This window comes from Virgibacillus sp. W0181, from assembly GCF_051846915.1.
In the GTDB taxonomy this organism is placed as follows: Bacteria; Bacillota; Bacilli; order Bacillales; family Amphibacillaceae; genus JBPYCR01.
In genome coordinates this window covers 86,994-111,187 of record NZ_JBPYCR010000009.1, presented here as the reverse complement: position 1 = coordinate 111,187, position 24,194 = coordinate 86,994, and the positions used below count along the sequence as shown (strand labels likewise).

Annotated in this window: 24 protein-coding genes and 1 riboswitch; of the genes, 9 read left to right on the top strand and 15 right to left on the bottom strand. The window is 38.6% G+C overall.

From position 1 onward, the window contains the following. Nucleotides 1-267: 267 nt before the first annotated feature. The 3 genes from ACLIBG_RS06100 to ACLIBG_RS06090 all read right to left on the bottom strand — a co-directional run bounded on the left by ACLIBG_RS06100 (nucleotide 268) and on the right by ACLIBG_RS06090 (nucleotide 1,759). Nucleotides 268-438, bottom strand: a complete 171-nt coding sequence (locus ACLIBG_RS06100) for a hypothetical protein (protein WP_439311861.1) — start codon at nucleotides 436-438, stop codon at nucleotides 268-270. 94 nt (nucleotides 439-532) lie between these two features. Next, nucleotides 533-1,030 carry an AAA family ATPase gene (locus tag ACLIBG_RS06095; RefSeq protein ID WP_439311860.1) on the bottom strand — a complete coding sequence of 166 codons (498 nt, stop codon included), beginning with the start codon at nucleotides 1,028-1,030 and terminating at the stop codon, nucleotides 533-535. Between the two features lie 405 nt (nucleotides 1,031-1,435). Further along, nucleotides 1,436-1,759: a hypothetical protein gene (locus tag ACLIBG_RS06090; protein WP_439311859.1), complete on the bottom strand. Its 324-nt coding sequence runs from the start codon at nucleotides 1,757-1,759 to the stop codon at nucleotides 1,436-1,438. A gap of 226 nt (nucleotides 1,760-1,985) precedes the next feature. Here ACLIBG_RS06090 and ACLIBG_RS06085 point away from each other — a divergent pair, with 226 nt between their 5' ends. The 3 genes from ACLIBG_RS06085 (at nucleotide 1,986) to ACLIBG_RS06075 (ending at nucleotide 5,452) form a co-directional block, all read left to right on the top strand. Beyond that, entirely contained in the window at nucleotides 1,986-2,357 is a 372-nt protein-coding gene (locus ACLIBG_RS06085) for an ArsR/SmtB family transcription factor (RefSeq protein ID WP_439311872.1), read from the top strand. After that, nucleotides 2,347-4,500: a heavy metal translocating P-type ATPase gene (locus ACLIBG_RS06080; protein WP_439311858.1), complete on the top strand. Its 2,154-nt coding sequence runs from the start codon at nucleotides 2,347-2,349 to the stop codon at nucleotides 4,498-4,500. Before ACLIBG_RS06085 ends, ACLIBG_RS06080 begins: the two co-directional genes overlap by 11 nt. 138 nt (nucleotides 4,501-4,638) lie before the next feature. Beyond that, nucleotides 4,639-4,745: riboswitch (TPP riboswitch) on the top strand. Between the two features lie 110 nt (nucleotides 4,746-4,855). Further along, nucleotides 4,856-5,452 carry a YkoF family thiamine/hydroxymethylpyrimidine-binding protein gene (locus tag ACLIBG_RS06075; RefSeq protein ID WP_439311857.1) on the top strand — a complete coding sequence of 199 codons (597 nt, stop codon included), beginning with the start codon at nucleotides 4,856-4,858 and terminating at the stop codon, nucleotides 5,450-5,452. 183 nt (nucleotides 5,453-5,635) lie between these two features. Here the strand turns inward: ACLIBG_RS06075 and ACLIBG_RS06070 are convergent, their stop codons facing one another. Continuing rightward, nucleotides 5,636-5,779, bottom strand: coding sequence for a hypothetical protein (locus ACLIBG_RS06070; RefSeq protein ID WP_439311856.1), 144 nt, complete (start codon nucleotides 5,777-5,779; stop codon nucleotides 5,636-5,638). Nucleotides 5,780-6,609: 830 nt separating this feature from the next. Between ACLIBG_RS06070 and ACLIBG_RS06065 the strand changes: the two genes are divergently transcribed. Together ACLIBG_RS06065 and ACLIBG_RS06060 are read left to right on the top strand one after the other, a co-directional pair. After that, the gene (locus ACLIBG_RS06065; RefSeq protein WP_439311855.1) at nucleotides 6,610-7,131 is read left to right on the top strand and encodes a CotY/CotZ family spore coat protein; all 522 of its coding nucleotides are present in this window, start codon (nucleotides 6,610-6,612) and stop codon (nucleotides 7,129-7,131) included. A gap of 189 nt (nucleotides 7,132-7,320) precedes the next feature. Continuing rightward, the gene (locus ACLIBG_RS06060; protein WP_439311871.1) at nucleotides 7,321-7,635 is read left to right on the top strand and encodes a thioredoxin family protein; all 315 of its coding nucleotides are present in this window, start codon (nucleotides 7,321-7,323) and stop codon (nucleotides 7,633-7,635) included. 20 nt (nucleotides 7,636-7,655) lie between these two features. Here the strand turns inward: ACLIBG_RS06060 and ACLIBG_RS06055 are convergent, their stop codons facing one another. From ACLIBG_RS06055 to ACLIBG_RS06035, 5 genes are all read right to left on the bottom strand, one after another. Next, a complete protein-coding gene (locus ACLIBG_RS06055) occupies nucleotides 7,656-8,870 on the bottom strand; it encodes a hypothetical protein (protein ID WP_439311854.1) in 1,215 nt (404 codons plus the stop codon). Between the two features lie 14 nt (nucleotides 8,871-8,884). Continuing rightward, nucleotides 8,885-9,718, bottom strand: a complete 834-nt coding sequence (locus ACLIBG_RS06050) for a hypothetical protein (RefSeq protein ID WP_439311853.1) — start codon at nucleotides 9,716-9,718, stop codon at nucleotides 8,885-8,887. Continuing rightward, a complete protein-coding gene (locus tag ACLIBG_RS06045; RefSeq protein WP_439311852.1) occupies nucleotides 9,715-10,404 on the bottom strand; it encodes an ATP-binding cassette domain-containing protein in 690 nt (229 codons plus the stop codon). The genes ACLIBG_RS06050 and ACLIBG_RS06045 overlap by 4 nt, the downstream gene beginning before the upstream one ends. A 14-nt stretch (nucleotides 10,405-10,418) precedes the next feature. Further along, on the bottom strand, nucleotides 10,419-10,793 hold the full coding sequence (locus tag ACLIBG_RS06040) for a GntR family transcriptional regulator (protein WP_439311851.1): 375 nt from the start codon (nucleotides 10,791-10,793) through the stop codon (nucleotides 10,419-10,421). Between the two features lie 295 nt (nucleotides 10,794-11,088). Further along, nucleotides 11,089-12,405: a uracil/xanthine transporter gene (locus tag ACLIBG_RS06035; protein WP_439311850.1), complete on the bottom strand. Its 1,317-nt coding sequence runs from the start codon at nucleotides 12,403-12,405 to the stop codon at nucleotides 11,089-11,091. A gap of 240 nt (nucleotides 12,406-12,645) precedes the next feature. On the opposite strand from ACLIBG_RS06035, the gene ACLIBG_RS06030 reads away from it, so the two are divergent. Next, nucleotides 12,646-13,047, top strand: a complete 402-nt coding sequence (locus ACLIBG_RS06030) for a hypothetical protein (RefSeq protein WP_439311849.1) — start codon at nucleotides 12,646-12,648, stop codon at nucleotides 13,045-13,047. 83 nt (nucleotides 13,048-13,130) lie between these two features. Here the strand turns inward: ACLIBG_RS06030 and ACLIBG_RS06025 are convergent, their stop codons facing one another. Further along, nucleotides 13,131-14,054 (bottom strand): DUF4349 domain-containing protein, encoded by a 924-nt coding sequence (locus tag ACLIBG_RS06025; protein ID WP_439311848.1) that lies wholly within the window; start codon nucleotides 14,052-14,054, stop codon nucleotides 13,131-13,133. A 250-nt stretch (nucleotides 14,055-14,304) separates the two neighbouring features. On the opposite strand from ACLIBG_RS06025, the gene ACLIBG_RS06020 reads away from it, so the two are divergent. From ACLIBG_RS06020 to ACLIBG_RS06010, 3 genes are all read left to right on the top strand, one after another. After that, nucleotides 14,305-14,922, top strand: coding sequence for a spore coat protein (locus ACLIBG_RS06020; protein WP_439311847.1), 618 nt, complete (start codon nucleotides 14,305-14,307; stop codon nucleotides 14,920-14,922). A 483-nt stretch (nucleotides 14,923-15,405) separates the two neighbouring features. After that, nucleotides 15,406-17,484: an LTA synthase family protein gene (locus tag ACLIBG_RS06015; protein WP_439311846.1), complete on the top strand. Its 2,079-nt coding sequence runs from the start codon at nucleotides 15,406-15,408 to the stop codon at nucleotides 17,482-17,484. A 259-nt stretch (nucleotides 17,485-17,743) separates the two neighbouring features. Then, the gene (locus tag ACLIBG_RS06010; protein ID WP_439311845.1) at nucleotides 17,744-17,914 is read left to right on the top strand and encodes a YfhD family protein; all 171 of its coding nucleotides are present in this window, start codon (nucleotides 17,744-17,746) and stop codon (nucleotides 17,912-17,914) included. 184 nt (nucleotides 17,915-18,098) lie between these two features. Here ACLIBG_RS06010 and ilvA read toward each other — a convergent pair whose 3' ends face one another. The 5 genes from ilvA to ACLIBG_RS05985 form a co-directional block, all read right to left on the bottom strand. Beyond that, nucleotides 18,099-19,133, bottom strand: a complete 1,035-nt coding sequence (gene ilvA / locus ACLIBG_RS06005; RefSeq protein WP_439311844.1) for a threonine ammonia-lyase — start codon at nucleotides 19,131-19,133, stop codon at nucleotides 18,099-18,101. Next, nucleotides 19,111-19,698, bottom strand: coding sequence for a 3-isopropylmalate dehydratase small subunit (gene leuD / locus ACLIBG_RS06000; protein ID WP_439311843.1), 588 nt, complete (start codon nucleotides 19,696-19,698; stop codon nucleotides 19,111-19,113). The genes ilvA and leuD overlap by 23 nt, the downstream gene beginning before the upstream one ends. A gap of 13 nt (nucleotides 19,699-19,711) precedes the next feature. Further along, nucleotides 19,712-21,118 (bottom strand): 3-isopropylmalate dehydratase large subunit, encoded by a 1,407-nt coding sequence (gene leuC, locus ACLIBG_RS05995; protein ID WP_439311842.1) that lies wholly within the window; start codon nucleotides 21,116-21,118, stop codon nucleotides 19,712-19,714. A gap of 28 nt (nucleotides 21,119-21,146) precedes the next feature. After that, complete coding sequence (leuB, locus tag ACLIBG_RS05990; RefSeq protein ID WP_439311841.1) at nucleotides 21,147-22,214, bottom strand: 3-isopropylmalate dehydrogenase; 1,068 nt, start codon at nucleotides 22,212-22,214, stop codon at nucleotides 21,147-21,149. Between the two features lie 420 nt (nucleotides 22,215-22,634). Beyond that, on the bottom strand, nucleotides 22,635-24,176 hold the full coding sequence (locus tag ACLIBG_RS05985) for a 2-isopropylmalate synthase (protein WP_439311840.1): 1,542 nt from the start codon (nucleotides 24,174-24,176) through the stop codon (nucleotides 22,635-22,637). Nucleotides 24,177-24,194: the final 18 nt, after the last annotated feature.

The following is a 24,194-nucleotide window of genomic DNA, read 5'->3' as shown; positions in this document are numbered from 1 at the left end:
AGTATTCAAGAGATACCCATATCATAAAAGTAAATATGGCAAGAATTGAAGTCAATAGAACCCACGAATAAGGTTTTTTTGGTTTCCGTATAATGTCATACATTAAGTATAATAAAAAACAAAATAGTAAAATCATAAATAATACTGTAAGCAAGGGTATTATCAAAACCATTACATAGACACCTCATTTATTCCGTTAAATGGTGCGACTCTGCAGCACAGGGCACATAACCTTGTTCAAGAATAGCGCCCGATTCTGAAGCAAATTTAATCATATTTCTGACACTTTTCTGGAATTTTATTTGTGTATAATATCCAACCTATTGTCGCTCCAGAAATTCCAAAAATAAAGGGTGAAATTGAATTGTCAAATACAAAGAAACCAAGAATTAAAAAGCCTATAAAAAAAGGAAAAACCCCATACCAATTGGTTGTCATTATTAAACCTCCTTTAAGCATTTACGCAAATGTTTTTATTCAATAAACGCGCTCTTTTGTTGAAATGTATGACAATGTTGTGTTGAACTCCTTGTTACTCTCTTCCACTAAACTCTAAAATATTTAATCCCTCGGAGGCTACTGGTGCTTCAAAAAAATTAGTAACATGGGTAAACACCGCTTCCGTATCAAAATCTGCTCTTTCGGGTTGTTCGTTACGCCTTTGTGCAATTTGACGCAAGCATTGCTCGTTAGTTAGATTAAGGAAAATCAATTGATGACTTGCATTAACATCGGACACCATATCCAAAAACCACTTACGCTGCTTTTGAGTGTTAGCAGGAAAATCCATCACTACATCTGTACCGACACTTAATATATTTTGGACATGCTTTCTCACCAAGGGTTTGATCTGCGCCGAAAATTTCAGAAAGTCCTCAAATGATTCGATTTGATTGGGATAAAGAGAAGAAAGCCATTCATCCTCAGATAATAGTACTGCATTTTTATCTATTGCAATTTTTTTTGATTTAGTTGATTTTCCTGCACCCATTTTCCTACAGAAAAAGTAAAGGGTCCCTACTTGTTCCATATTTTTTCAAACCTCCAGTTTATTTTAGTGGTTGTTGCTCAACCTTGTAGGCCATACTATTCAACAATAAATTGGCCCGTTTGCTTAACAATAATTATTACGCTTATTTTAACATAAACATTTCAGCATCTTTGAATGGAATTCATAATAAATAATAAACTTTAATCATTTAAAAAATAACACCCAAATAACGGTATGAGTCATAGGCTTTTTTACGATGAGATTGGTATATGAATTAAAAAGCGACAAAAATTTATGTACTTCTTCAATTTGTAATGTTAATTTATATGGTATTTTCGATAAGAAATAACTGCAATAAAAGAGATGCAAAATCGTATGTGATTTGCATCCCTAAATTGCGTACTAATTGATATTTTCTCACCTAAAACTGAATCCGTTACCTTTTTACCACGTGTCCCATTTTTTATTAAGCAAACCAATATCCTTCAGTAAACTGACGAACAAAGCTTCTTTATGCCCGTTCAGCGCTTCTTCTGTACATGTACTATCCGCTTTATAATCCAAGGATCTCGCTTCATCCAGGTCAGAGTCAGCAATATTATTGGTCGCTTCCGACTGTTCAAAACAAGGCGGCGCAATATACGTTTTATACGTATGTTCCAAAATGATGCGTGTGTCCGCACTCGGATTCGTTTCTTTTTGTATTAATGAACCTGCTGCAATGATAATGAGAATGATTATAAAGACGATCACCAGTATTCTTTTCATCTAAAATCTCCTTGTCCTTTTTTTATCCACGATTCGTTCTTATTCATTATAAATATTCTACATTAAACAAACAATTAATAATACATTCAACAAATTTACCAGGACATTCACACATTCAAACATATATTTGATCATTTGATTGACAAAGAAATTTTCCATATTATACAATGTACTTAATCAACATTCAAACGAACATTATAATGAGGTGACTGCCTTGGTTAAAAATATGAATGTCCTAACATCCGAAAATACATGTGATACATTTTGTTACGATGAAGAAAAAGTAAATCGGATTCAACCGAAAATAGAAGAGGTTTCAGGGGTTGATTCTATATTTAAAGCATTATCCGACCCTACTCGTTTAAAAATTGCATATGCTTTAACACTTGCAAAAGAACTATGTGTATGTGATGTGGCAAACATTATCGGTTCCACTACTGCCACTGCTTCTCACCATTTGCGATTATTACGTACGATGAAGCTGGCCAAGTACCGGAAAGAAGGAAAATTGGTCTTCTATTCACTCGACGATGATCACGTTCGTCAACTTGTTTATATTGCAATGGTGCACGCAAAGGAGGATCAGCATGGCAAGTAACGCTCATATATACCGACTGCAAGGCCTATCGTGCATGAATTGTGCAGCTAAATTCGAAAAAAACATTCGATCTATTAACACAGTAGAAGATGTCCAAGTTAACTTTGGCGCTTCTAAGCTTAAGATAAACGGAGAAGCAACCATCGAACAATTAGAAAAAGCAGGGGCTTTCGATGGGATTAAAGTGTTGCCGGATCGTCAGCAGCAACCGGAGAAAAAGGAACCTTTTTGGAAAAAACGCGAAAATATTTTAACGATGATTTCTCTACTCTTCATTATCGTTGGTTACCTTTTTTATTTTCAGCTTGGCGCAAAGGCTCCTTTTACAATCGGCACATTTGCATTGGCTATTTTAATTGGCGGATATGACTTATTTAAAGTCGGATTCAAAAACCTCGCAAAACTGGAATTCGATATGAAAACATTAATGACGATTGCTGTTATTGGAGCAGCTATTATCGGCGAGTGGGGCGAAGGTGCTATTGTTGTATTCCTATTCGCATTAAGTGAGGCGTTGGAAAGTTACTCCATCAATAAAGCGAGACAATCGATCAGCTCTTTAATAAACATTGCACCGAATAAAGCAACAATTAAACACGGAAATGTAAACGAAGAAGTTAATGTGGAGGATGTACGAATCAATGACATTATGGTAATCAAACCCGGAGAAAAAGCGGCCATGGATGGTGAAGTGGTTAAAGGTGAATCATCGCTTAATCAGGCAGCAATTACCGGTGAATCCATTCCAGTTCATAAAACTTTTGGGGACGAAGTGTTTGCTGGGACCATTAATCAAGAAGGTTATTTGGAAGTCCGTGTCACAAAGCGTGTGGAAGATACTACAATCGCGAAAATCATTCATTTAGTTGAGGAAGCGCAAGCAGAGCGCGCGCCTTCGCAACAGTTTGTCGATAAATTTGCGAAATACTATACACCGGCCATTATGATAATTGCTCTATTGGTTGCCATCTTGCCTCCACTTATCGCAAGTGCAAGTTGGTCAGAGTGGGTATATCTCGGATTGGCTGTCCTTGTTGTTGGCTGCCCTTGTGCTCTTGTTATATCCACACCTGTTGCTATCGTCACCGCTATCGGAAACGCGGCTCGCAATGGTATTTTAATCAAAGGCGGTATTCACTTAGAAGAAACCGGACGCTTAAATGTCATTGCTTTTGATAAGACAGGAACATTAACAGAAGGAAAACCAGAAGTAACAGACATTGTTCCGGTGGGATCCTTTACGGAAAGCGAGATATTAAGCATTTCTAGATCAATAGAAGCGTACTCCCAACACCCGCTTGCTTCTGCGATTATTCAGAAAGCAAAACGGGAGAAAGCTAAAGAAATGGAAGCGGAGAATTTTCAATCAATTACAGGCAAAGGTGCAAAAGCCGTTATCAGTGGTGAAGAATTTTTCATTGGAAATCCGGCATTATTTGAAGAAATCAGTAAGCTACCGGTAGAAATTAAACAGCAAATTGACGAACTACAAGCAGCAGGAAAAACAGTGATGGTACTTGGAACGAATAGCGACATTTATGGATTGATAGCTGTAGCTGATAAAATCAGAAATAGCAGCTTTTCCATTATGAAGCAACTCCTGCAGCTTGGTATCAAGAAAACCGTGATGCTAACCGGTGATAACAAAACAACAGCTGTGGCGATTGGCAAAGAATTAGGAATATCGGAAACGAGAGCGGACCTCCTGCCAGAGGATAAGCTAGATACAATTAAAGAGTTGCAGGCTAGTCACGGAAATGTTGCCATGGTTGGTGACGGTGTGAATGATGCGCCAGCACTTGCCACTTCAAGTGTAGGGATTGCCATGGGCGGTGCAGGTACAGATACGGCGCTCGAAACAGCTGATATTGCCTTGATGGCAGATGATTTGGAAAAACTTCCTTATACCATTTCATTAAGCCGTAAAGCGTTGCATATCATTAAACAAAACATCGGCTTTGCACTTGGCGTTAAAATCATTGCGCTCCTACTCGTCATTCCGGGGTGGCTTACCCTTTGGCTTGCAATAATCGCAGATGTCGGAGCAACATTGCTCGTCGTATTAAATTCCATGCGACTGATGAACGGTAAAGAAAAAAACAAAAAGGATATATCCGAACACGTCTCACAACAATCGATATAGAAGCCTGACCAATCAGCTCATCAACCGTACATTTGTTGATGGGCTGATTATTTTTTGTTGAACTAACACAAGAACAAGGGGAATCCTTTACATGATACAAACGTTCAGATAGAATGAACCTATACAAACATTATAATTTTTTAGCACTAGGGGAGCTGTCAGAGGATGGCTGAGAGGAACTTCGTTTCTGACCCTTACTACCCGAACTGGATAATACCAGCGTGGGAAAGTGCAGTCATAACAATCAATCTTTATTAAAGACTGCACTCGAAAAGGGTTCAGTTTTTTTGTTATAGAAACATTTTTCAAAAAGGGAGTTCTCCCTTTAATAAGCTGTCAATAAGGAGGAATTTTTATGGCAAATGAAGCATGTGGGACGCATAAAATTGCCGGTGCAAGTTTTACTGTATCACCAATGAGTAATAACTTTGTAGCGATCATTTTAGACGCATTAAAAAAAGCGGACACATCCAAAGTATGGATGGAAACAGACGATGTAACGACAACGGTGCGGGGAAAAATGATTCATGTATTCGATGTGACGAAAGCCATTTTTCTCGAAGCAGCCACAACAGGGGAACACGTTTCTTTTCAAGCAACGTATTCATTTGGATGTCCCGGTGATTCGGCAGGTGATGTGTATATGGCAGAGGACGATCACCCTTTGAATGCCGCTTCGGTTCAAGACATTAAACAATTTGCAGCAGCTAAATTTTCACTATATCCACTCGGCGGTGGAAATTATATGGACATTATTTATGACCAGATCGAAGCAATGAAGCAATTTGTCGATGTATCGCACGCCCATTATTCCACTCGGCTACGTGGAGAGACAAATGACATATTTACCGGACTTGAATCCGTATTTCGCGCAACAGTGGAAGGTGGATCCAGCCATACCGTTATGACCGTTTCTGTTTCAGCTAATAGCCCGTCACACACTGAAGGTTGATTTACAGAGGCTCATACGGCACTTTTTAGTTGAGCTAAACTATCTGCAGTTGTTAGGCAATATGGAAGAGCAACTTACCTCTTGTTAGTTGCTCTTCTTACTTAATATAAATCTCAGTTCACTTCAAGAATTACAAGTGTTAAACTCCATACACTGTTACTCAGAGATAATAGCATCTACAGCTTATTTTCGGACTTCATCAACTACTCCAATATTATCTGAAAGCTGTTTATTAATCCTTATGAATGCTTCTATGTTTCTGTTCTTTTCTTCTATAATTGCATATTGATCAATCGTTTGATCAAGTATAATTTTATTTCTACCCAATCAATTACGTTCTCCAGAAACTATTTTTTATCTCTTATTGGTGCATATAGATCATGGACCTTTTTTACATGAAAATATTCCACTTCATTCGTTAATTACAAACCAATTCTTTGAACATCAACTACAATTGTTTGTTACAGCTCCCCGCAGTCAGCTTACTTTATTGGATAAAACCGGATAATCGAGTTACTTAATGATTCCTTGTATATCTTCTCTTTAAAATTCACTTTAACTTTACTGGGATTAAATAATACCCTTGCATCTTCTATTCCTTTTGCATCCCCTAATTTCGTTTATTTTTTTTATGCATGACAGACAAGTTACCGGCTGTATACGCAATCCTGCTTTTCTCCTTTTACAATACCTTTTGATTTGTTCTATCTCTAGTTCAAGAATTCGACACAAGAGGGCTTTAAACGATTAAAACCGAAGCAGTTATGAAAGTATAATAGTTTGTCATTATTTCCCGGGAAATGGTGAAAGTTGTCTAGTACTTATGTAATAGTGAATCGCAAATAATGCTACTCTCAAATTATTGTCTTTTAATACAAAAACAAAGATAGAAAGCCTAGCTCTCGTGCAGCTGGCTTTCTATCTTTGAATGGGTTGTGGAAGGAATCTATACCGTTGTTTTGTATAGATATATATTAATCTATGTCGCCAAAGTTAATTCGGGTTGGCGCATCCACTAGGGTAAGCATACATTTTTTACTCAATCAAGACGATTTGATCATTTTTAATAGAACTAGACTAGTAAACATTCTTTATCTGTCTGTTTACATACAGTAATAGTGCATCATGAAGATAACAAAAAAAGGAGATGTTTTTATATGAGTTGTGAAAATAGTCAATGTGTTTGCGGGATTGTAAGAGAAATTGTCGCAGCACAAGATGAGGTATCTAATAACAATGGAAATGGTTGCTGTTCTACTGGGTGTGAAGAGTCGATTCGTGAGCTTCTATCACCAACAGTAAATGGAAATAACAATGGAAATGATACGATTCCGTTCATGCTTTATTGTAAAGGTGACTGTAGCACGTTTATTGCAAGTGGAGTTCGTAAGCTACCTTTAGGTGGAGGAGCTTCCGGTACGTATTTTGATTGTTTCGAAACACCGATTTTTAAGGCTAAAAAGTTTGTAGAAGGAGATGACGGATGCTGTGTCCAGCTTGAATTAATGAGAGCAGTTACAGAGGGTGGTGCAGCTATAGATAGAGGTGATGAAGCGTGTGATTTCTTCCCTGGCAATAGCCGCCGCGCCATTCGTGCAACTGGTGTATGTATTACGGTAGATTTAAATAGTTTCAGCGGCATTGCTTGTCTTGACTCATGTACTCCTATGTCGGCATAACCAAATATTCTTCAGCTTCCGGGAAGTGAATTTTCCATTTGACATGGCTAAACCTGCATATTATTTATGCAGGTTTAGCTGTTTAATCTGTTAAACATTAAACATGCATCCCTGTTCATAGACATGATAAAATGAACCGTAAGGAGGCATGTTTAATTGTCGATTTTTAAAAAGCTTACTTCACTAGAAATGGCGGATGAATTCATCCAAAAACAAACGCTTGCTTTTCTCTATATTTCCAGACCAAATTGCAGTGTATGTCATAGCTTGCTACCTCAAGTAGAGCAATTATTAGAAAATTACCCAAAAATTCAAGCCGCTCATATTGATGCGTCTGAAGTAGAAGCTGTAGCTGGTCGTTTTTCTATTTTCACGGTTCCTGTCTTGCTTCTATTTGTAGGTGGCAAAGAATATATTCGGGAAGCGCGAATTGTTCATATGCAAAAACTGGATGAGCGTATAGATAAAATTTACAGAAATATGGCTGATCAGCATAAAGCGTGATCAGCCATTTCCTTTTTGATTTATTTCCAGCTAAAGTCGTGAATAGACAGAAACCTTTCCTCCCCTAAGGAATTGATACCTTTTGTAACAATTTCCCCTTTATAGACAATTTCACCCGTATCCATCGATCCGACCATAACAAAGGATTTATTTTCATTATCTTTAAATGGTGTGATTGCATATAAATGTCCATCATGGACTTTGATGTTGAACTCACCCATCATATATTCCGTAGTGGTTATCCCTGGAAGAGACATAAAGTTATTTTTCAGTTTACTTTCTTCCATATCATACTCCGCAATACGAAGAGATCCTTTTCCATCGACTTGTTGAAAGTATAATTGTTTTCCACTATAAGCGATTAATTCTCCCATATCTATGTCCGTTTCAATTTTTTCTATCGCTTGCTTTGATTTTGCTATTGGATCATAAATGATTACTTCCTGTTCAACTATTTCATGTGCACCATATTTTGTTGGAACATCAGACTCCTTATACTTTTGATGCGCAATAGCAAAGGTATTATTTTCCATAGAATCATTCGGTAATGCAACCATATCAGTATAACCCATATTATCAACCGGATGTTGATACGTTGTGATGACATCATCACTTATCAACACTTGTTCATCTAAATTAAACGTATACAGATGAAGTTCACTGGAATTACCTTCCGGAGGTCCATTTTCCGTAATGACGAGTAACTTATTATCAACCAATTGTACGTGCATTACGGAAAAGTAATAATAATCACCTACGTTTGGGATCGCATGTTCAAAGGAGATAGTTTTATCCGTCTCCTTATTTAAAACAGCGATCTCAAACTGTTGGCTGCCGGATCTGTAATAGCCGTAAGGAATATTCGCATAGGCGAGATATGTAGCTTCATTGGATAATACTCCTTCCCACGACTCTTTCCCTCTCATAAAGGATTTATACTTATTTTGTAATAACTCTGTTTCCATCTGGCCATACCGCTTGCCTAGTTGATTAAAGAAAGATTGATCCCGTAAATAGTTTGTTCCATTTGTATCGATGCGCAATGGCTCGCCTTGAGAATATCCCATATAATCACCCGATAGGACTAAATCGTCAATTATCGATTCATCGCCTTCGTCTGTTTTTATAACAAACTGTGGAAATTCTTTAGAAGCCAGTGCAGATTGGATATATAATGCAGCAATCGAAAATATAATCACTGTCGAAATCGTAATCAGCTTCCAATATTTAGTCATTTTCATCGCCTCCTTTACACCGTAACCTTATTTTTAATTAAATACGAACTAAGCCACGTAGAAACCGCCAAAACAATAGCACCAATACCAATTTGAATGAATAGATGCTCTGCTGGATATAAAATATCTTTCTCCACAACGAAAAGTAAAATGAGATAAGGAAGAAGAAATAGACCGAGCGAAACAATTCCATATCCGACACCCATGATGGCTCCTTTCACCCGAAAGCTTCGTTCTAGTAAAACGATGGTAAAACAAATCATAAGAAAAGTTAATCCAGCACCATAATGTAAAAGAAACTGAGTGAATGATTCCGGCATAATAATCGAAAGGTATTCTAAATTACCCACGATTTCTGGAACTGTTAAATCTACCCGAAAATCTCTTGGTACCATCCATTTCAAGACTGTGCTTTGGATGATTAATAAAATGTATTGAAAAGAAACAAGCCCGAGCACTGCAATCATAATAGTCGATAGTTTTGCTAATAATACATTTACTCTGGAAGTTGGCAACATAAGCAAACGATAAACGAACGTGTTTTTACCGAACCAGTCCCGATACCAGATTAAAAATATATAAAACATCAATGCTCCCGCGGCAATGGCAATTGGTGCAACAAACCAAAGCGACTGGACGATTTGAAACATATCAATTCGGCCGTATTGCTCAATAAATGTGGCCTGTGACATTCCACTATACTGAATTAGATCCTTCGCTTCACTTAAATAACTATTTGTTATCCAAATTTGACCGACAAACTGGAAAACGACCGTTAACAGCAAAAGTCCGGCAAATATGTTAGCAATTCGATTGACCTCGAAATTTAAAAGTTTTAAATAATTCACCTTTGATATACCTCCCTCATGACATCAATGACCGATTTTCCTTCTTTTTCCCGGACTTCTTCCGCATTAAATTCTCTTAAAATCATCCCATTATCCAATAAAACAGCTTTGTCGATTAAATGTTCAATATCGCTTATTTCATGCGTTGTAATAATAACGCCCCGTTCTTCAATTAAATGACTAGTAAATACATTGGCTATTTGTTCTCTGCTGAAAATATCTATTCCGGAAAATGGTTCATCCATAAGTACATAATCAACATCCAACGCTAGTCCTAGGAGCAGATTCACTTTTGCTGTATTTCCCTTTGATAATTCTGAAATTCGTTCATGTTGCTGCAAACGGAAAAATCTTAATAATTCCATTGCTCGCTCTTCATTCCACGTCGTATAAAAGTCATCCATAAACGCCATCGCATCCGAAATCCGCATTTGCGGCAACATCGTAATAGCATCGGGAATAAAGGTGATTTTATTATATGTATGCTTGGTCAGCTTTTTACCGTCAATCAAGATCTCACCACTTTGAACCGGAGTTAAACCCATAATCGCATTTAAGATGGTCGTTTTTCCAACCCCATTCACACCAATCAAACATGTAATTTCCCCTTTACTAGCTGTAAATGACGCACCGGTCAGCACTTTTTTTCGTCCGTATTTTTTTGTTATTCCATTTACTTCAATCATGGCAAATCTCCCTCCTACTCCCCTATTTCTTTTCTGTATTTATCGGTAACCAGCTGAACCAATTCATTAACAGACACATTAATCGGACGTACTGACTGAACAAATGTATCAACCGCATCCATTAACAGTTCATTGCGGATAGAATTAATCTTATGTTCATCTTTCGTAATTTTACTTGGCAAGTTCCCCTCCGTAAAAATCAAACCTGCTTCCTCCATTTCTTTATACGCCCGTTGCGCTGTATTAGGATTAATTTTCAGCTTATTGGCAAGTTCTCTACGTGACGGTATTTCTTGTCCAGACGCAAGCATCCCGCTTGCCATTTGTTCTTTAAAATACCTGACAACCTGTACGTAAACCGGATCGCGATTGTTAAACTTCAGCTGCATGGATTATTTCAACTCCCGTCCTCTTATCTTCATAACACCTTCTGTATTAAAAGGATAGTACACTTAAAGTATATTTAAGGCAGTGTATTACCCACGCAACACACTACCTGTATGTATTATATGGTTCATACACCAAGGATGTCAACTGTTTTTTTAGAAATCTTGACTTATCTCCAAGACTTGATGGCGAAAGCCTTAGACGCTCTTATGCAGTAGGATAGTTTTTATACTTTTTTATCTACTAAAAAAATAGTACGAGTTTAGTAGATATAGCCACATTGTGAGCGCTTGAAACTCACCGTCTCGTTTTTATACTGTATCCAATGCGATCCCAATTCAGCAGATTTTCCAAAAATAGTGACAAAATGATGCCTACAAGCAATCCGCTGCTACTAAAAGGTTGGATAATACGCGGCAATGATTCAAAATATACTGCCGGAAACGTCATGATCATAATTCCGGTAAATAACGGGATCGCTACTCGATATACATTTGTTGTATTGAACGTCACTTGTGTAAAGAAATCCCAAGAAGATTTGAACAACTGTAAGTACGCGACAAACAATACAGCACTGCCAATACTTAAGGGCAATGTTGAAAAAAACTGTCCTATAGGCGCGATGGCCCCCATAAGAAAAAACATCGAGCTACCTAAAATAAAAGGGAGTCTGTCATAAATATTTGTCTGCCTTAAAAATCCGATTGAAGATACATACGGTGCATATGGGACAAGCCCAAACAAGCCTGCTAATCCAGTAAATATGCCCGTTATCGTAAAAGATACAGTATATTGCTTTTTTGTTGTTACTTCTCCCATGAGCGGGTCCGTCCCTTTTAATGCTCCAAATGTATTTGCCGTATTAAGTAGCCCGGCAAGTACAACCGTCACAATAACTCCACTATTCCATGTCGGTGTCCCGAGGGGAAAAAATGTCAGGTCAAAGGACGATTGTCCAACTGACGGGGTTGACCCGAAAATAAGGGTATACGCTGCCCAACCGATGACAATTCCTATAAGCAACGCGTAACTTCTCACCTTGGCCGGAAATTTTATAGAAAAACCTATAACGAGTAGTGCAATCAGAATAGATAATAAGGACACGGAAACATCGATGCTTGTTGGTTCCTCAACATGACCAAAAGGTATCCCGAGCATCCCTTTTAAAAATATTTGTATTAATGTGCAGCCGAATAAAAACATAAAAACGCCCATTACACTCGGGTTAAAAAGTTTTGCAAGCTTTGGTCCCAATCCTGTTACTCCAATAAGTACAGTCAAAAAAGCGGAAATCAAAATACCAACCGCCAAGCTACCGCCCAGTTCTTCCAAAGGCATCCCTTGAGCTGATGTTGTAACAACGAGCGTTAAAATAATGCCCCACCATAAGCCGGATTGTCCTTCAACAACAGGGCGTTTATGACCTAGAAATGCTTGTGCCAGACAAGCCAACCCTGTTACCATAAAAGCTAGTTGCAACATCGTTACAATCGTTTCCTGTGAAAGCTGATAGGCTTCACCAACAGTAATTGGAATGATAACTATATTGGCGAAAATAAAAAAGAGCCATTGCAGACCCGCAATCCAATGACCTGATTTACGTAATTCATCCATGGGATCAGACCACCTCTCATTAAGAGCATATTGACTGTTTCATATATTTTTACAGGATATGTTTCGCTACAATCCGCATTTCTTTTCCGTGTCGCCGGGAAAGGCTGAAACAATTTCGGAAAAGAGTTATACTGTTCATAAATAGCATTGTAATCATTTATTCATCATATGTTCATATTCATCAACTATAATAAATTCAAGAACTACTTTTAAACATAGAACAGAATGGGAGAGATATTCATGAATTATTACAGTAAAATATTATTGCGCTTTTCCGCACTTTTTGCTTTATTGGGGGCATTTCTAGGGTCCCATATGGCGGGCGCGGGGAGCTTACAATTTAAAACAGTTCACGCACATATTCTAGTGGTTGGGTGGTTAACCCTTTTTGCCTGGGCGGTCTATTATAAAGTATTTACACCTGCCAAAACAGTAATCGTCAAGCTACATGTCTGGTCAGCTATTATTGGCGCAATCGGATTAACAGTTGGCATGTGGTTTTATTATTTACGACCTTTTGGCATGGAAGGTGCTTTACCAACAATCTTTTTCATCGTCGGTGGCACAATCTTGCTGCTCAGTTTCGTTTTCTTTGTTCTTTTAACCTTTATGAAAACGGAAGATGACGTAACATCACGTTAATCTTATATGATGCGTTTGGAAAATACCTTCTTCCTATTTAAACTTAACAAGGAGCCAGAATAAGAGCTCCTTGTATTTTACTTTTACTTATCCCCTTTTTTCTTTCGTTTCACAAATACAATAACCCCCGCTCCAATGAGCAATACAATAAGGATGACCGGCAAATTACCAACTATAAATATTATGAGGCCGGACCCTGCTGCCAGTATAAAGTTACTACTTGTTGCTAGCTGTTTCTTAGTCTTTTCCCATGTATCCAGCTTCTCACCATCAACATTTGGAATCTTAACTTGATTTTCGTACAGCTCAATGTTCACGGTAGAGTAATCTGTTTGATTTTCAAGGTAATTCATCTTCCCGACAATAACTTCAATTTCTTCTTGAACATCTGCTAATTCTGAAGAAATCTTTAGTAAATCTTCTGTTTTTTCAGCACCTTCCATTAACTCAAGCAGTCTTTCCTCCACGGCCCGTTTCGATTTAAGCCTAGATTCCAGATCAACATACTGCTCCGTAACATCTTGTCCGGTTACACTTCGTTCCAAAACTTCGGCCGCTTCTTCTTCAGCATCATTTAAAAATGCTTGAAAATGTTTCTCCGGAATTCGTACAGTCATATGTCCGCTTACTTCATCATCTTGGCCTCGATACACATTTGCTTCTACAATATAACCACCATACGCATTAACCTTTTTTTCTATATTGCCGCGCGCTTGTTCAACACTTTTTACCTCAACGTGTAACTGCGCTTGATGAATGATCATTCGATCCGTTTGCGTTACTTCAGATTCTACTTCCGATTGCTCCGCCGTATTTTTTGCAGCATCTTCAGTTGCTTGTTCCTCAGACGAATGATCCATTTCCTCCTTCATTTCCACGCCTATTTCAGAAGAACTGTTGGCAGAATTTTGGCTGGCTTCGTCGCTTGAACCGGAGTCATTCGAGCTGCAAGCTGTTATCCATAATATAACGAAACAAAAAATAGCGAAAACCGGTATTTTTTTCATTCATGATCCCCCTTTTATTGTCTTAGTAATGTAGAAATAACTACGCATGTTATAGAAACATGGTAATAAATCATATTTCGTTCTTAAACATTTGATGTTTTTACCTTACCGTCATTATCTATTGTTATTTTAACACACTACGTTAGGAAACGTACCGGGATTATCAATGCGAGTACATCCCATGAATTAGATGTATATTTATATTTATTCAGTTCAAAATAACACGGACTAATCAAAAGGAGGTTTTTTTATGCAAAATCAAAATCAACAACAGCAAGGAATGCAAAATTCCAACCAAATGCAGCCACAAATGAATTTTGGCGGTCATGAACTCTTCGATGTACATGAAGCAATGGGCTCCGTTGTAGGTACACTTGAACATTATTTATTGTATGAAGAACATATTCAAGACCAACAACTAATGAGTATGCTGCAACGCCATCGTACATTTTTGACGCAATTGTACAATACAGCTGTCAATACGCTAAAGACGGGTCAAGACCCCGCAGTCGATACACAAACGTATAAGATGGAACAAAGTAATGATGTGATTTTTGGCATGCAACCATCCGCTCCCAAAAAACCGAGTCAATCGGTAAGTGAGCTGAACGACGAGTGTATTTCCAGCTTTATGCTGGGACAGATGAAGGCATTGGCCTCCGGATTTACGATGACAGCATTGGAAGCGACAAATCCGGTATTGCGCCGCGTATTTCAGGATAGCATCCCTAACCTTATTGAAATGGGATATGAAGTGTTTCTTTATCAAAACAAGAACCAATATTACCAGGTACCGCAATTAATGCAGCAGGACATGCAAAATTATACAAACAGCTTTGCACCGATTCAGGGCACCATGCCTCATTAAGTAGAACAGTACATTCAAAGGTCACCATTAAAATGGTGACCTATATTCAAGGATAAGAATGTATATAATTTGTGCATAGCTGTCTAGGTTAAGCGCCCAGAAACTAGGCGACTTCCTGCAGCGCCTTGCCATAAGTCATCATCGATTCGCGATGCTCATCGTGATTCCTTTATCTTAGTTGCTTCAGTCCAGCCGCTACGTTTCTAGGCAGGGCGCTTGCGCTTTTCTTATTTACCTTCACACTCACCTCTGCTAAATATCTTGTCTTTCATAAGTTACTCAAACTTTTTCATTTTAATTAATCTGTAAAGATATTTTCTCATAAAACATAAGAACGTTTAATATATTGAGGTTATGGGTAATGAATGAGTGTCCACAAATTCCGAAAACATTGTGAACAATATTGCTTTTAAACCATTCATTTGTTATTATTAGTAGTCGGTCAGTATAAATCTGACTATAGAATAAACTGAGGTGAAAATAATGAAGAATTTTATTTCTTCAAAAATGGGCTTTTTTGCTATTGCAACCATTCTAATATGGCTTAAATCCTATTTTACGTATTTAACAGAATTTAATTTAGATATTCAAAATACGATGCAACATTTCCTATTATTAATAAATCCGGTTAGTTCCGCTTTAATTTTCCTTGGTATTGCGTTATTTGCCAGAGGAAAAAGAGTTGGTATCTATATTATCGTTATAGACGTATTAATGAGTCTTCTACTATATGCCAACGTCGTGTTTTACCGTTTCAATAGTGATTTTATTACGCTTCCTGTTCTTACTCAGACAGGTAATTTTGGAAGTTTGGGTGGCAGTATAGCAAGTTTGGCAACATGGACGGACATCGTTTATATTTTCGATATCGTTGTACTAATTACTCTTTATATGTGGAGTAAAGGTAGCTGGTCTATGGAGCGAATGAGTTTTAAGAAACCCGCTTTAATTATAATTGCTGGTGCAGTCGTTTTTTCTATTAATCTAGGTTTAGCTGAAGTAGATCGTCCACAGCTATTGAAAAGAACCTTTGACCGCAACTATATTGTGAAATATTTAGGTGCTTACAATTTTACAATCTATGATGCAATTCAAAACTTAAAATCTTCCACGCAACGTGTGTTGGCAGATAGCAGTGACGTAACAGAAGTGGAAAACTACACTAAAAACAAATATGCAGAACCTAATGAAGAACTTTTCGGAGTTGCGGAAGGAAAAAATATTATTAAAATTCATCTGGAGTCATTCCAGTCATTTTTGATTGATTATGAATTACATGGAGAAGAAGTTACCCCATTTTTAAATTCATTGGTAAATGATCAATCAAAAGACTTTACGTATTACGAAAACTTCTTCCATCAAACAGAGCAAGGAAAGACTGCCGATGCCGAATTTATTCTCGATAATTCCTTGTATGGTCTGCCACAAGGTGCAGCATTCGTTACAAAGGCAGGTAATACGTATCAATCGTTGCCGGCAATTCTAAAACAGCAGCAAGATTATACAAACGCCGTTTTTCATGGTGACGGTAAGTCGTTTTGGAACCGGGATGAAATTTACAAAAACTTTGCCATCGATCATTTTTTTGATGATACGTATTATGATATGAGTGAAGGACAAGTAATTAACTATGGATTGAAAGATAAACCATTCTTCGATGAATCCATGCCGTTGCTTGAATCGATTGATCAACCGTTTTATGCACACTTATTAACGTTGACACACCACCATCCGTATTTAATGGACGAGGAAGATACAACTATTGAGCCAGCTGAAACAGGGGACGGATCAGTTGACCGTTATTTTCAAACAGCACGTTATTTGGATGAATCACTTGAACAGTTTTTTGCGGATTTAAAAGAGTCGGGACTATATGAGGATTCCGTTATTATGATTTATGGGGATCATTACGGTATATCTGACAACCATAATCGAGCAATGGCCGAGATCACCGGTGAAGAGATAACACCGTTTAAAAATGCACAATTACAGCGTGTTCCTTTTATGATTAAAGTTCCTGGAGTACAAGGAAAAGGAACAGTGGATGAATATGCCGGTCAAATTGATGTCATGCCTACCTTACTCCATTTATTAGGCATTAAAGCACAGGACTACATTCAATTTGGAACAGATCTTTTCTCTGAAGGGCATAAAGATTTTGTTGCATTCCGAAATGGTGACTTTATTACCCCTGAGTTCAGTATGATAAGAGATGCTTACTATGATACGGACACAGGAGAAGAGCTTGAACCTACAGAAGAAATGCAAGAAATGGAAGAAACTATTCAGCATGAACTTGAACTTTCTGATAAAGTACTTCAAGGAGACTTACTGCGCTTTTATACACCAAACGAGGATTGGGAACCTGTTGACCGATCGGAATACTTTTATGGTGATGGCAGCAGCTATTTGAGAGAGCACGGTATAACTAGAGAACCGAACATATGGGAAGATGACAACATCAACGAGCAGCCAATGGAAGATGACTCTTCAATCTCCCCTTCCGAAGAGGAATTGGATGACGATAATCCTAAAGAATCACCCGAAGAAAACATTAATTAGTCAAAAAAGGCAAAAGCGGAGGTTAACTTCCCTTTTGCCTTTTTTATAAGGAGAAAGTATAAATTTTGTGCATAGCTGTCTAGCTTCGACGTACAATTCTTTTCAGTGGGACGAGCATTTAAACGCAGTCCCAGGGTGTTGCGCTTTTCTTATTTAGAGCAACACAAGCATTCACCTTTCCTAAAAGTACCATTCATTATTTCAATATCGTTGCTGCATACTAAACAGGTAATCCTGTTTAGATTGGGGTGATAGTCAAATGGGAAGGGATGAACATAAGAAATCACGAGGAAAACGATTTCTTACACAAACACCGGAAAACCAAGCTTCTGATGGCATAGATATTGAATTCTCCGAGGAATTAGCAGACCAATCCGATAAAATAGCACAAGAGCGCCGAAAAAGAGCAGATGAAAGTGCAAAGAGGTAAGTTGAAAACACAAAAAAACGAAAGCTATCTGTAAGGGGATGCTCAAAAAGTTACCAAATGATTAGCGGCGAATTCGTTTGTTACTTGGTTTTTTAAACCGACTCGACCCTCTTGCTTCTCGTTCGGCACTTTTTGAACACACACTACTATAGATTTAGCTTTCGTTTTACTTTTGATTCGGTAACTATGATTTGTTATTTGTCGCAAGTCGTTGAATCTTTGGAATGGAGCTAATATCAATGTTTCCCCCACTAACAACAATACCGCAATGTCTCGACTTAATTTTATCGGAATTGGAGAATAACGCTGCGAGTGCCGCAGCACCGGCCCCTTCCATCAATGTTTTATTCCGCTCAAGCATATACAATATTGCTGTAGCAATTTCCTCATCAGTTACCGTAACAATGTCATCTACATATTTTTTAATGAATGGTGTAGTTAATGTTCCCGGTTTTTTTACGGCGATTCCTTCCGCAATTGTATCCACGTGCAGGGGTAAATCTCCCTTTATATTATGATACAAATTATACATAGCCGGGGCACCACTCGCTTGCACCCCAATCACTCGGATATTGCGATTTACATGCTTGGCTGCAGCAGCAATCCCGCTGATCAGTCCACCGCCGCCAATAGGTACAATAAACGTATCAATCCGATCTTCTTGCCGCAGCATTTCCATTGCAACTGTTCCTTGCCCGGCCATCACATCATAATCATCAAATGGATGTACATAAGTAGCACCCGTTTGCGCTTGTTTTTCCATAGAAGCTTCAAATGCCTCCTGAAAAGAGTCGCCTACAAGCACAACTTCCGCCCCATAGTTTTTGGTTGCTTCTACTTTTGCATATGGTGTCGTTTCAGGCATAAAAATCGTCGCCTGTGCATCAAGCTTGGTAGAGGCATAAGCAACACCTTGAGCATGGTTACCGGCCGATGCGGTAATCACACCACGTTTTAATTGGTCATCTGTTAATTGCATCAGTTTAAACGTTGCCCCTCTAAATTTAAAGGCACCTGTTTTCTGCTGATTTTCCATTTTAAAATACACTTTTTTACCGACAATTCGATTCGTCGTCTCTGATGTTATTAATGGTGTCCGGTGAACAATCGGCGTTAATCGTTCCAACGCCTGATATACTTTTTCACCTGTTAATAAATCCCCAATTATCCCACGCTCCTCAGGTTCCACTCTGTCATTAATTTTGTGTAGCTGCTTCATAAGCGGCAATCTGTTCTTGATATTGTAAAGTCAATGCAATATCATCCCAGCCATTAATCAATTTATTTTTATGATACTCGGGAATGTCAAAGTTGAATTCAGTGTTATTTCCATCCGTAATTGTTTGCTTTTCTAAATCAACAGTTAGGTGAAGTTCACCCGTTTCCGCCTGCTTCATCCACTGCTTTATTTGATTTTCTTCCATTGTGATTAGAATAATTCCATTTTTCAAGGAATTATTATAAAAAATATCAGCGAATGTCGGCGCAATAATTACACGGAACCCATAATCCAACAATGCCCACGGAGCATGCTCTCGTGACGATCCACAGCCAAAGTTTTCACCTGCTAACAAAACAGATGCATTTTCATACTTTTTATCATTCATTGAGAAATCGGATCGTTTATTTCCATTATCGTCAAAACGCCAATGATAAAATACAAACTGCCCAAACCCTGTACGCTCAATTCGCTTTAAAAATTGTTTAGGTATAATTTGATCTGTATCAACGTTTGACCGATTCAGCGGGTATACAAGACCCGTATGTTTTTGAATAGCTTCCATGACAGATCTCCTCCTAATTTAAAGCTCCGGCATATTGTCTGACGTCAACGAAATGTCCTTTAATCGCTGCTATAGCAGCCATTTCTGGGCTTACCAGGTGTGTTCGTGCACCGTTGCCCTGTCTGCCTTCAAAATTCCTATTTGATGTGGAGGCACAACGACCGCCCGGCGGGACAATATCATCATTCATTCCTAGGCACATACTGCACCCGGCATCGCGCCATTCAAAACCTGCCTCTTTAAAAATTGTATCAAGTCCTTCTTTTTCCGCATGCGTTTTTACAAGAAAAGATCCAGGTACGATGATAGCACGAACGGTATCTTTTACTTTTTCACCTTTTACTATAGCCGCTGCCTTCCGCAAATCACTTAGACGAGCGTTAGTACACGATCCTATAAATACGTGATCAATTTCGATCGAGCTAATTGGCTGATTTTCTTCTAATCCCATATATTCGAGCGCTCGTGCAATATCTTCTCTATTTTCTACTTCCGAAAGCTTTGGCGTTGAACCACTGACCGGAGCACCCATTCCTGGATTTGTCCCCCAAGTAACTTGTGGCTCAATTGTCGTTGCATCAATAGTCAATTCTTTATCGTATACAGCGCCCTCATCGGTTGCCAATGCAAGCCATTCAGCAGCTAATTGATCAAATTCTTCTCCTTTTGGAACATGTCTCCGGTGCCTTAAATATTCGACCGTCGTCTCATCTGGACTAATTAATCCTGCCCGAGCACCTGCCTCAATGGACATATTACAAATTGTCATTCGTTCTTCCATAGACATTTTTCGAATAGCATCACCTGTATATTCAATAATATACCCTGTACCCATTCTTACACCATATTTTGCAATAACTGCAAGAATCAAGTCTTTTGCAGTTGCACCTAGTGCCAAGTCACCTTCTACTTTTATATTTAACGTTTTTGGTTTATCTTGCCATAGTGACTGTGTCGCAAAGACGTGTTCTACTTCACTTGTTCCAATACCGAAAGCGATCGCGCCAAAAGCACCGTGTGTTGATGTGTGACTATCTCCACAAACAATTGTTTTACCAGGTTGAGTTAAGCCAAGCTGCGGTCCGATAATATGAACAATCCCCTGATCGGGATGAAACATATCCGCCAATGGAATGTTATTTTCTTCGCAGTTTTCTCGCAGCGTCTCCATTTGAATTTTAGCGACTTCATCTGCCACAGTTTCTCTGTCTTTCGTAGGTACGTTGTGGTCCATTGTAGCAAATGTCAGATCAGGTCTTCGGACTTTGCGATTTTTTAAACGCAGACCTTCAAATGCCTGCGGAGAAGTCACTTCATGGATCAAATGCAAATCAATATAAATGAGATCCGGCTTGCCCTCTTCTTGATGCACCACGTGTTTATTCCAAACCTTCTCAATGACTGTTTCTGGTTTTCCCATTTTTGACACCCCCATTATTCAAAAGTTTTTACTGTTTGATCTGTTGTACGACAAGTTCCGTCATTTCTGCCGTCCCAACTTTTGTACCATTTTTTATATCAAGATCAGCTGTATGATAACCAGCTTCCAATGTTTTGCTTACAGCTGTTTCAATTTCTGTTGCTTCTTCATCTAAATCAAAGGAGTAGCGCAACATCAATGCAGCGGATAAAATCATACCGAGCGGATTAGCAATCCCCTTACCGGCTATATCCGGTGCAGATCCATGAACAGGCTCAAACAGGCCAATACCTTCAGATAAACTTGCAGAAGGCAGCATTCCGATGGATCCTGTTAATACAGATGCTTCGTCACTTAGTATGTCGCCAAATAAATTTTCTGTGACCATGACATCAAAACTTGTTGGATTGGTAACCAATTTCATTGCTGCGGCATCCACCAGCATATGCTCAACAGTTACTTCTGGATATGCTTTACTTTTTTCGTCAACAATTTCACGCCACATCCGACTAGACTCTAGTACATTTGCTTTATCTATCGAAGTTATATGCTTACTTCTGATCATAGCACTTTCAAATGCCTTTTCTACAATACGTTCAATTTCTGCCCGGTGGTAATATAGTGTATCAACCGCGGCATTACCATCTTCCCGACGTTCGCTTGGCTTGCCAAAATATAGACCACCTGTCAATTCGCGAATAATCAGAATATCACTGCCGTGAATAACCTCTTCCTTTAATGGCGAAGCGTGTAGTAATGGTGCAAAACCTTTAATTGGACGGATATTCGCGAATAGACCGAGTGCTTTTCTTATCTTCAAAAGCCCTTGTTCTGGACGAAGGTGCGGAGGAAGCGAATCCCATTTCTTACCGCCAACCGCACCAAGTAAGATAGCATCAGATTGCAAACAAGCTTCAACCGTTTCGTCAGCTAGTGGTGTACCATGTTCCTCATATGCAGCGCCACCAATGGAGTGCTGGTTAAAAGTAAATGTAATATTGTACTTTTCTGCAATTGTATTTAGAACCATTTTTGCTGAACCGATGATTTCTTGACCAATTCCATCTCCCGGAAGCAGCATGATTTGCTTACTCATATTTTCCCCACCTATATCAATTAATCTATAACTATTCCGTTCAAGAGATTGTTCAAAAGTCACCAAATTACTAGCGGCGAATCTCTTCATTGGCTTGTTTCTCCGCTCCTTGGAAAAAAGTACTTTTCCTTCGTGCGAAGTGAATTCAAGGTAGCATTACTTGTGCTCATGTATCTAAATGCATACATTCCACTCCTTGGAAAAGAAGAACACTTTCCCTACGTGGGATGCGGATTCAAGGAAGATTCCTTATGCTTGAAACTACGCCGCCTCGACCTTCTTGCTTCTAATTCGGCACTTTTTGAACACGCACTTCAAATAGAATGGAAAAACTTTGGCCCAGCCACATAATAGATAGCAAAGGCCAAAGCATTCATTCTTTTATCCATTGAAAACTAAGTGGATATCGCTTTTATCAAGTTATTTTGCTTTTTGTCTTTCCGTCGCCTGCTTTTGAATTATATAGCGATTCACAGCGTTTAAAAAGGCATTTGCAGATGCTTCAATGACATCCTGAGCAGAACCTCTACCATTCATATGCTCTTCATTTACAATTAATTGGATGTGTGCTTCAGCCAATGCATCTTTTCCACGTCCAATTGAACTAATTTGATAGTCTACCAGTTCAAGATCTTCAGTAATAATTGCATCAAGTGTTTCATATAAAGCTTCGACGCTTCCGCTACCTGTACAGGCCTTTTGGACAATCTTATTCTCAGGAGTTTTCAAAGAAACAGTGGCAGTAGGTATGTTAGAGTTTCCGTATTGAACCTGGAATGTTTCCAACTTATATTTTTCTACCGCAGAATGATCTGTCTGAATCTCCGTTAAAATGGTGAACAGATCATCATCCGTTACTTCCTTTTTTCTATCGGTTAATAATTTAAACATACCGAAAGCTTCTTTTATCTTCTCATCTGATAAGGTAAAGCCGAGTTCCTTTACTTTGTCAGCAAAAGCATGACGTCCGGAATGCTTCCCTAAAAAGAGTGTATTCGATTTAAGTCCAATCATTTCAGGAGTGATGATTTCATACGTAGATGCATGCTTCAACACCCCATCCTGATGGATTCCTGATTCATGTGCAAAAGCATTTCTTCCGACGATTGCTTTATTCGCTTGAATATGCATTCCCGTTAATTTAGAAACAAGGTCACTCGTCCGTTTAATTTCATCTAACTTCAGACCGGTTGTGTAAGCATATTGATCGGAACGGATATTAAGTGCGACAGCAAGTTCTTCTAAAGCAACATTTCCTGCACGCTCTCCAATACCGTTAATTGTTCCTTCCACTTGTGTTGCCCCATTTGCCACCGCAGCTATGGAGTTTGCTGTTGCTAGCCCCAAATCGTTATGGCAATGACATGAAAGGATCGCCTTATCAATATTCGGAACATTTTCTTTCATAAACTTAAACATATATCCATATTCTTCCGGTGTCGCATACCCGACAGTGTCCGGCAAGTTAATAACCGTCGCGCCTGCGTCAATCACTTTTTCTGTAATTTGCGCCAAAAAGTCCAAATCGGATCGTGAAGCATCTTCAGCAGACCATTGCACCTGTGAAAACTTTTCACTCGCATATGTTACCATGTCTACTGCAATCTTAATTACTTCTTCAGGTGACTTTTTAAGCTTATAAGTCATGTGAATAGGTGAAGTAGCAAGGAAGATATGCACACATGGCTCCTCAGCACCTTTCAGTGCCTCCCATGCAGCATCAATATCCGATTTTACTGTTCGAGCCAAGCCTGTTACAGACGTATCTTTGATTGTATCAGCAATCATTTTTACCGCTTCAAAATCACCTTTGGAAGAAGCGGGGAAGCCCGCCTCCATTCTATCTACTCCAAAGCTTTCTAGTTGTTTTGCTATTTCCAGCTTTTCCAGGCGATTTAAATTAACGCCCGGTGATTGCTCTCCATCTCTTAATGTCGTATCAAAGATATTAATTTTCGTCATTTTATATTCACTCCCTTT

Excerpts from the sequence above, each read along its gene's own strand:
- ACLIBG_RS06100 (WP_439311861.1), bottom strand. The coding sequence starts at position 438 with ATGACAACCAATTGGTATGGGGTTTTTCCTTTTTTTATAGGCTTTTTA.
- ACLIBG_RS06095 (WP_439311860.1), bottom strand. The coding sequence starts at position 1,030 with ATGGAACAAGTAGGGACCCTTTACTTTTTCTGTAGGAAAATGGGTGCA.
- ACLIBG_RS06090 (WP_439311859.1), bottom strand. The coding sequence starts at position 1,759 with ATGAAAAGAATACTGGTGATCGTCTTTATAATCATTCTCATTATCATT.
- ACLIBG_RS06085 (WP_439311872.1), top strand. The coding sequence starts at position 1,986 with ATGAATGTCCTAACATCCGAAAATACATGTGATACATTTTGTTACGAT.
- ACLIBG_RS06080 (WP_439311858.1), top strand. The coding sequence starts at position 2,347 with ATGGCAAGTAACGCTCATATATACCGACTGCAAGGCCTATCGTGCATG.
- ACLIBG_RS06075 (WP_439311857.1), top strand. The coding sequence starts at position 4,856 with ATGGCAAATGAAGCATGTGGGACGCATAAAATTGCCGGTGCAAGTTTT.
- ACLIBG_RS06065 (WP_439311855.1), top strand. The coding sequence starts at position 6,610 with ATGAGTTGTGAAAATAGTCAATGTGTTTGCGGGATTGTAAGAGAAATT.
- ACLIBG_RS06060 (WP_439311871.1), top strand. The coding sequence starts at position 7,321 with ATGGCGGATGAATTCATCCAAAAACAAACGCTTGCTTTTCTCTATATT.
- ACLIBG_RS06055 (WP_439311854.1), bottom strand. The coding sequence starts at position 8,870 with ATGACTAAATATTGGAAGCTGATTACGATTTCGACAGTGATTATATTT.
- ACLIBG_RS06045 (WP_439311852.1), bottom strand. The coding sequence starts at position 10,404 with ATGATTGAAGTAAATGGAATAACAAAAAAATACGGACGAAAAAAAGTG.
- ACLIBG_RS06040 (WP_439311851.1), bottom strand. The coding sequence starts at position 10,793 with ATGCAGCTGAAGTTTAACAATCGCGATCCGGTTTACGTACAGGTTGTC.
- ACLIBG_RS06035 (WP_439311850.1), bottom strand. The coding sequence starts at position 12,405 with ATGGATGAATTACGTAAATCAGGTCATTGGATTGCGGGTCTGCAATGG.
- ACLIBG_RS06030 (WP_439311849.1), top strand. The coding sequence starts at position 12,646 with ATGAATTATTACAGTAAAATATTATTGCGCTTTTCCGCACTTTTTGCT.
- ACLIBG_RS06025 (WP_439311848.1), bottom strand. The coding sequence starts at position 14,054 with ATGAAAAAAATACCGGTTTTCGCTATTTTTTGTTTCGTTATATTATGG.
- ACLIBG_RS06020 (WP_439311847.1), top strand. The coding sequence starts at position 14,305 with ATGCAAAATCAAAATCAACAACAGCAAGGAATGCAAAATTCCAACCAA.
- ACLIBG_RS06015 (WP_439311846.1), top strand. The coding sequence starts at position 15,406 with ATGAAGAATTTTATTTCTTCAAAAATGGGCTTTTTTGCTATTGCAACC.
- ACLIBG_RS06010 (WP_439311845.1), top strand. The coding sequence starts at position 17,744 with ATGGGAAGGGATGAACATAAGAAATCACGAGGAAAACGATTTCTTACA.
- ilvA (WP_439311844.1), bottom strand. The coding sequence starts at position 19,133 with ATGAAGCAGCTACACAAAATTAATGACAGAGTGGAACCTGAGGAGCGT.
- leuD (WP_439311843.1), bottom strand. The coding sequence starts at position 19,698 with ATGGAAGCTATTCAAAAACATACGGGTCTTGTATACCCGCTGAATCGG.
- leuC (WP_439311842.1), bottom strand. The coding sequence starts at position 21,118 with ATGGGAAAACCAGAAACAGTCATTGAGAAGGTTTGGAATAAACACGTG.
- leuB (WP_439311841.1), bottom strand. The coding sequence starts at position 22,214 with ATGAGTAAGCAAATCATGCTGCTTCCGGGAGATGGAATTGGTCAAGAA.
- ACLIBG_RS05985 (WP_439311840.1), bottom strand. The coding sequence starts at position 24,176 with ATGACGAAAATTAATATCTTTGATACGACATTAAGAGATGGAGAGCAA.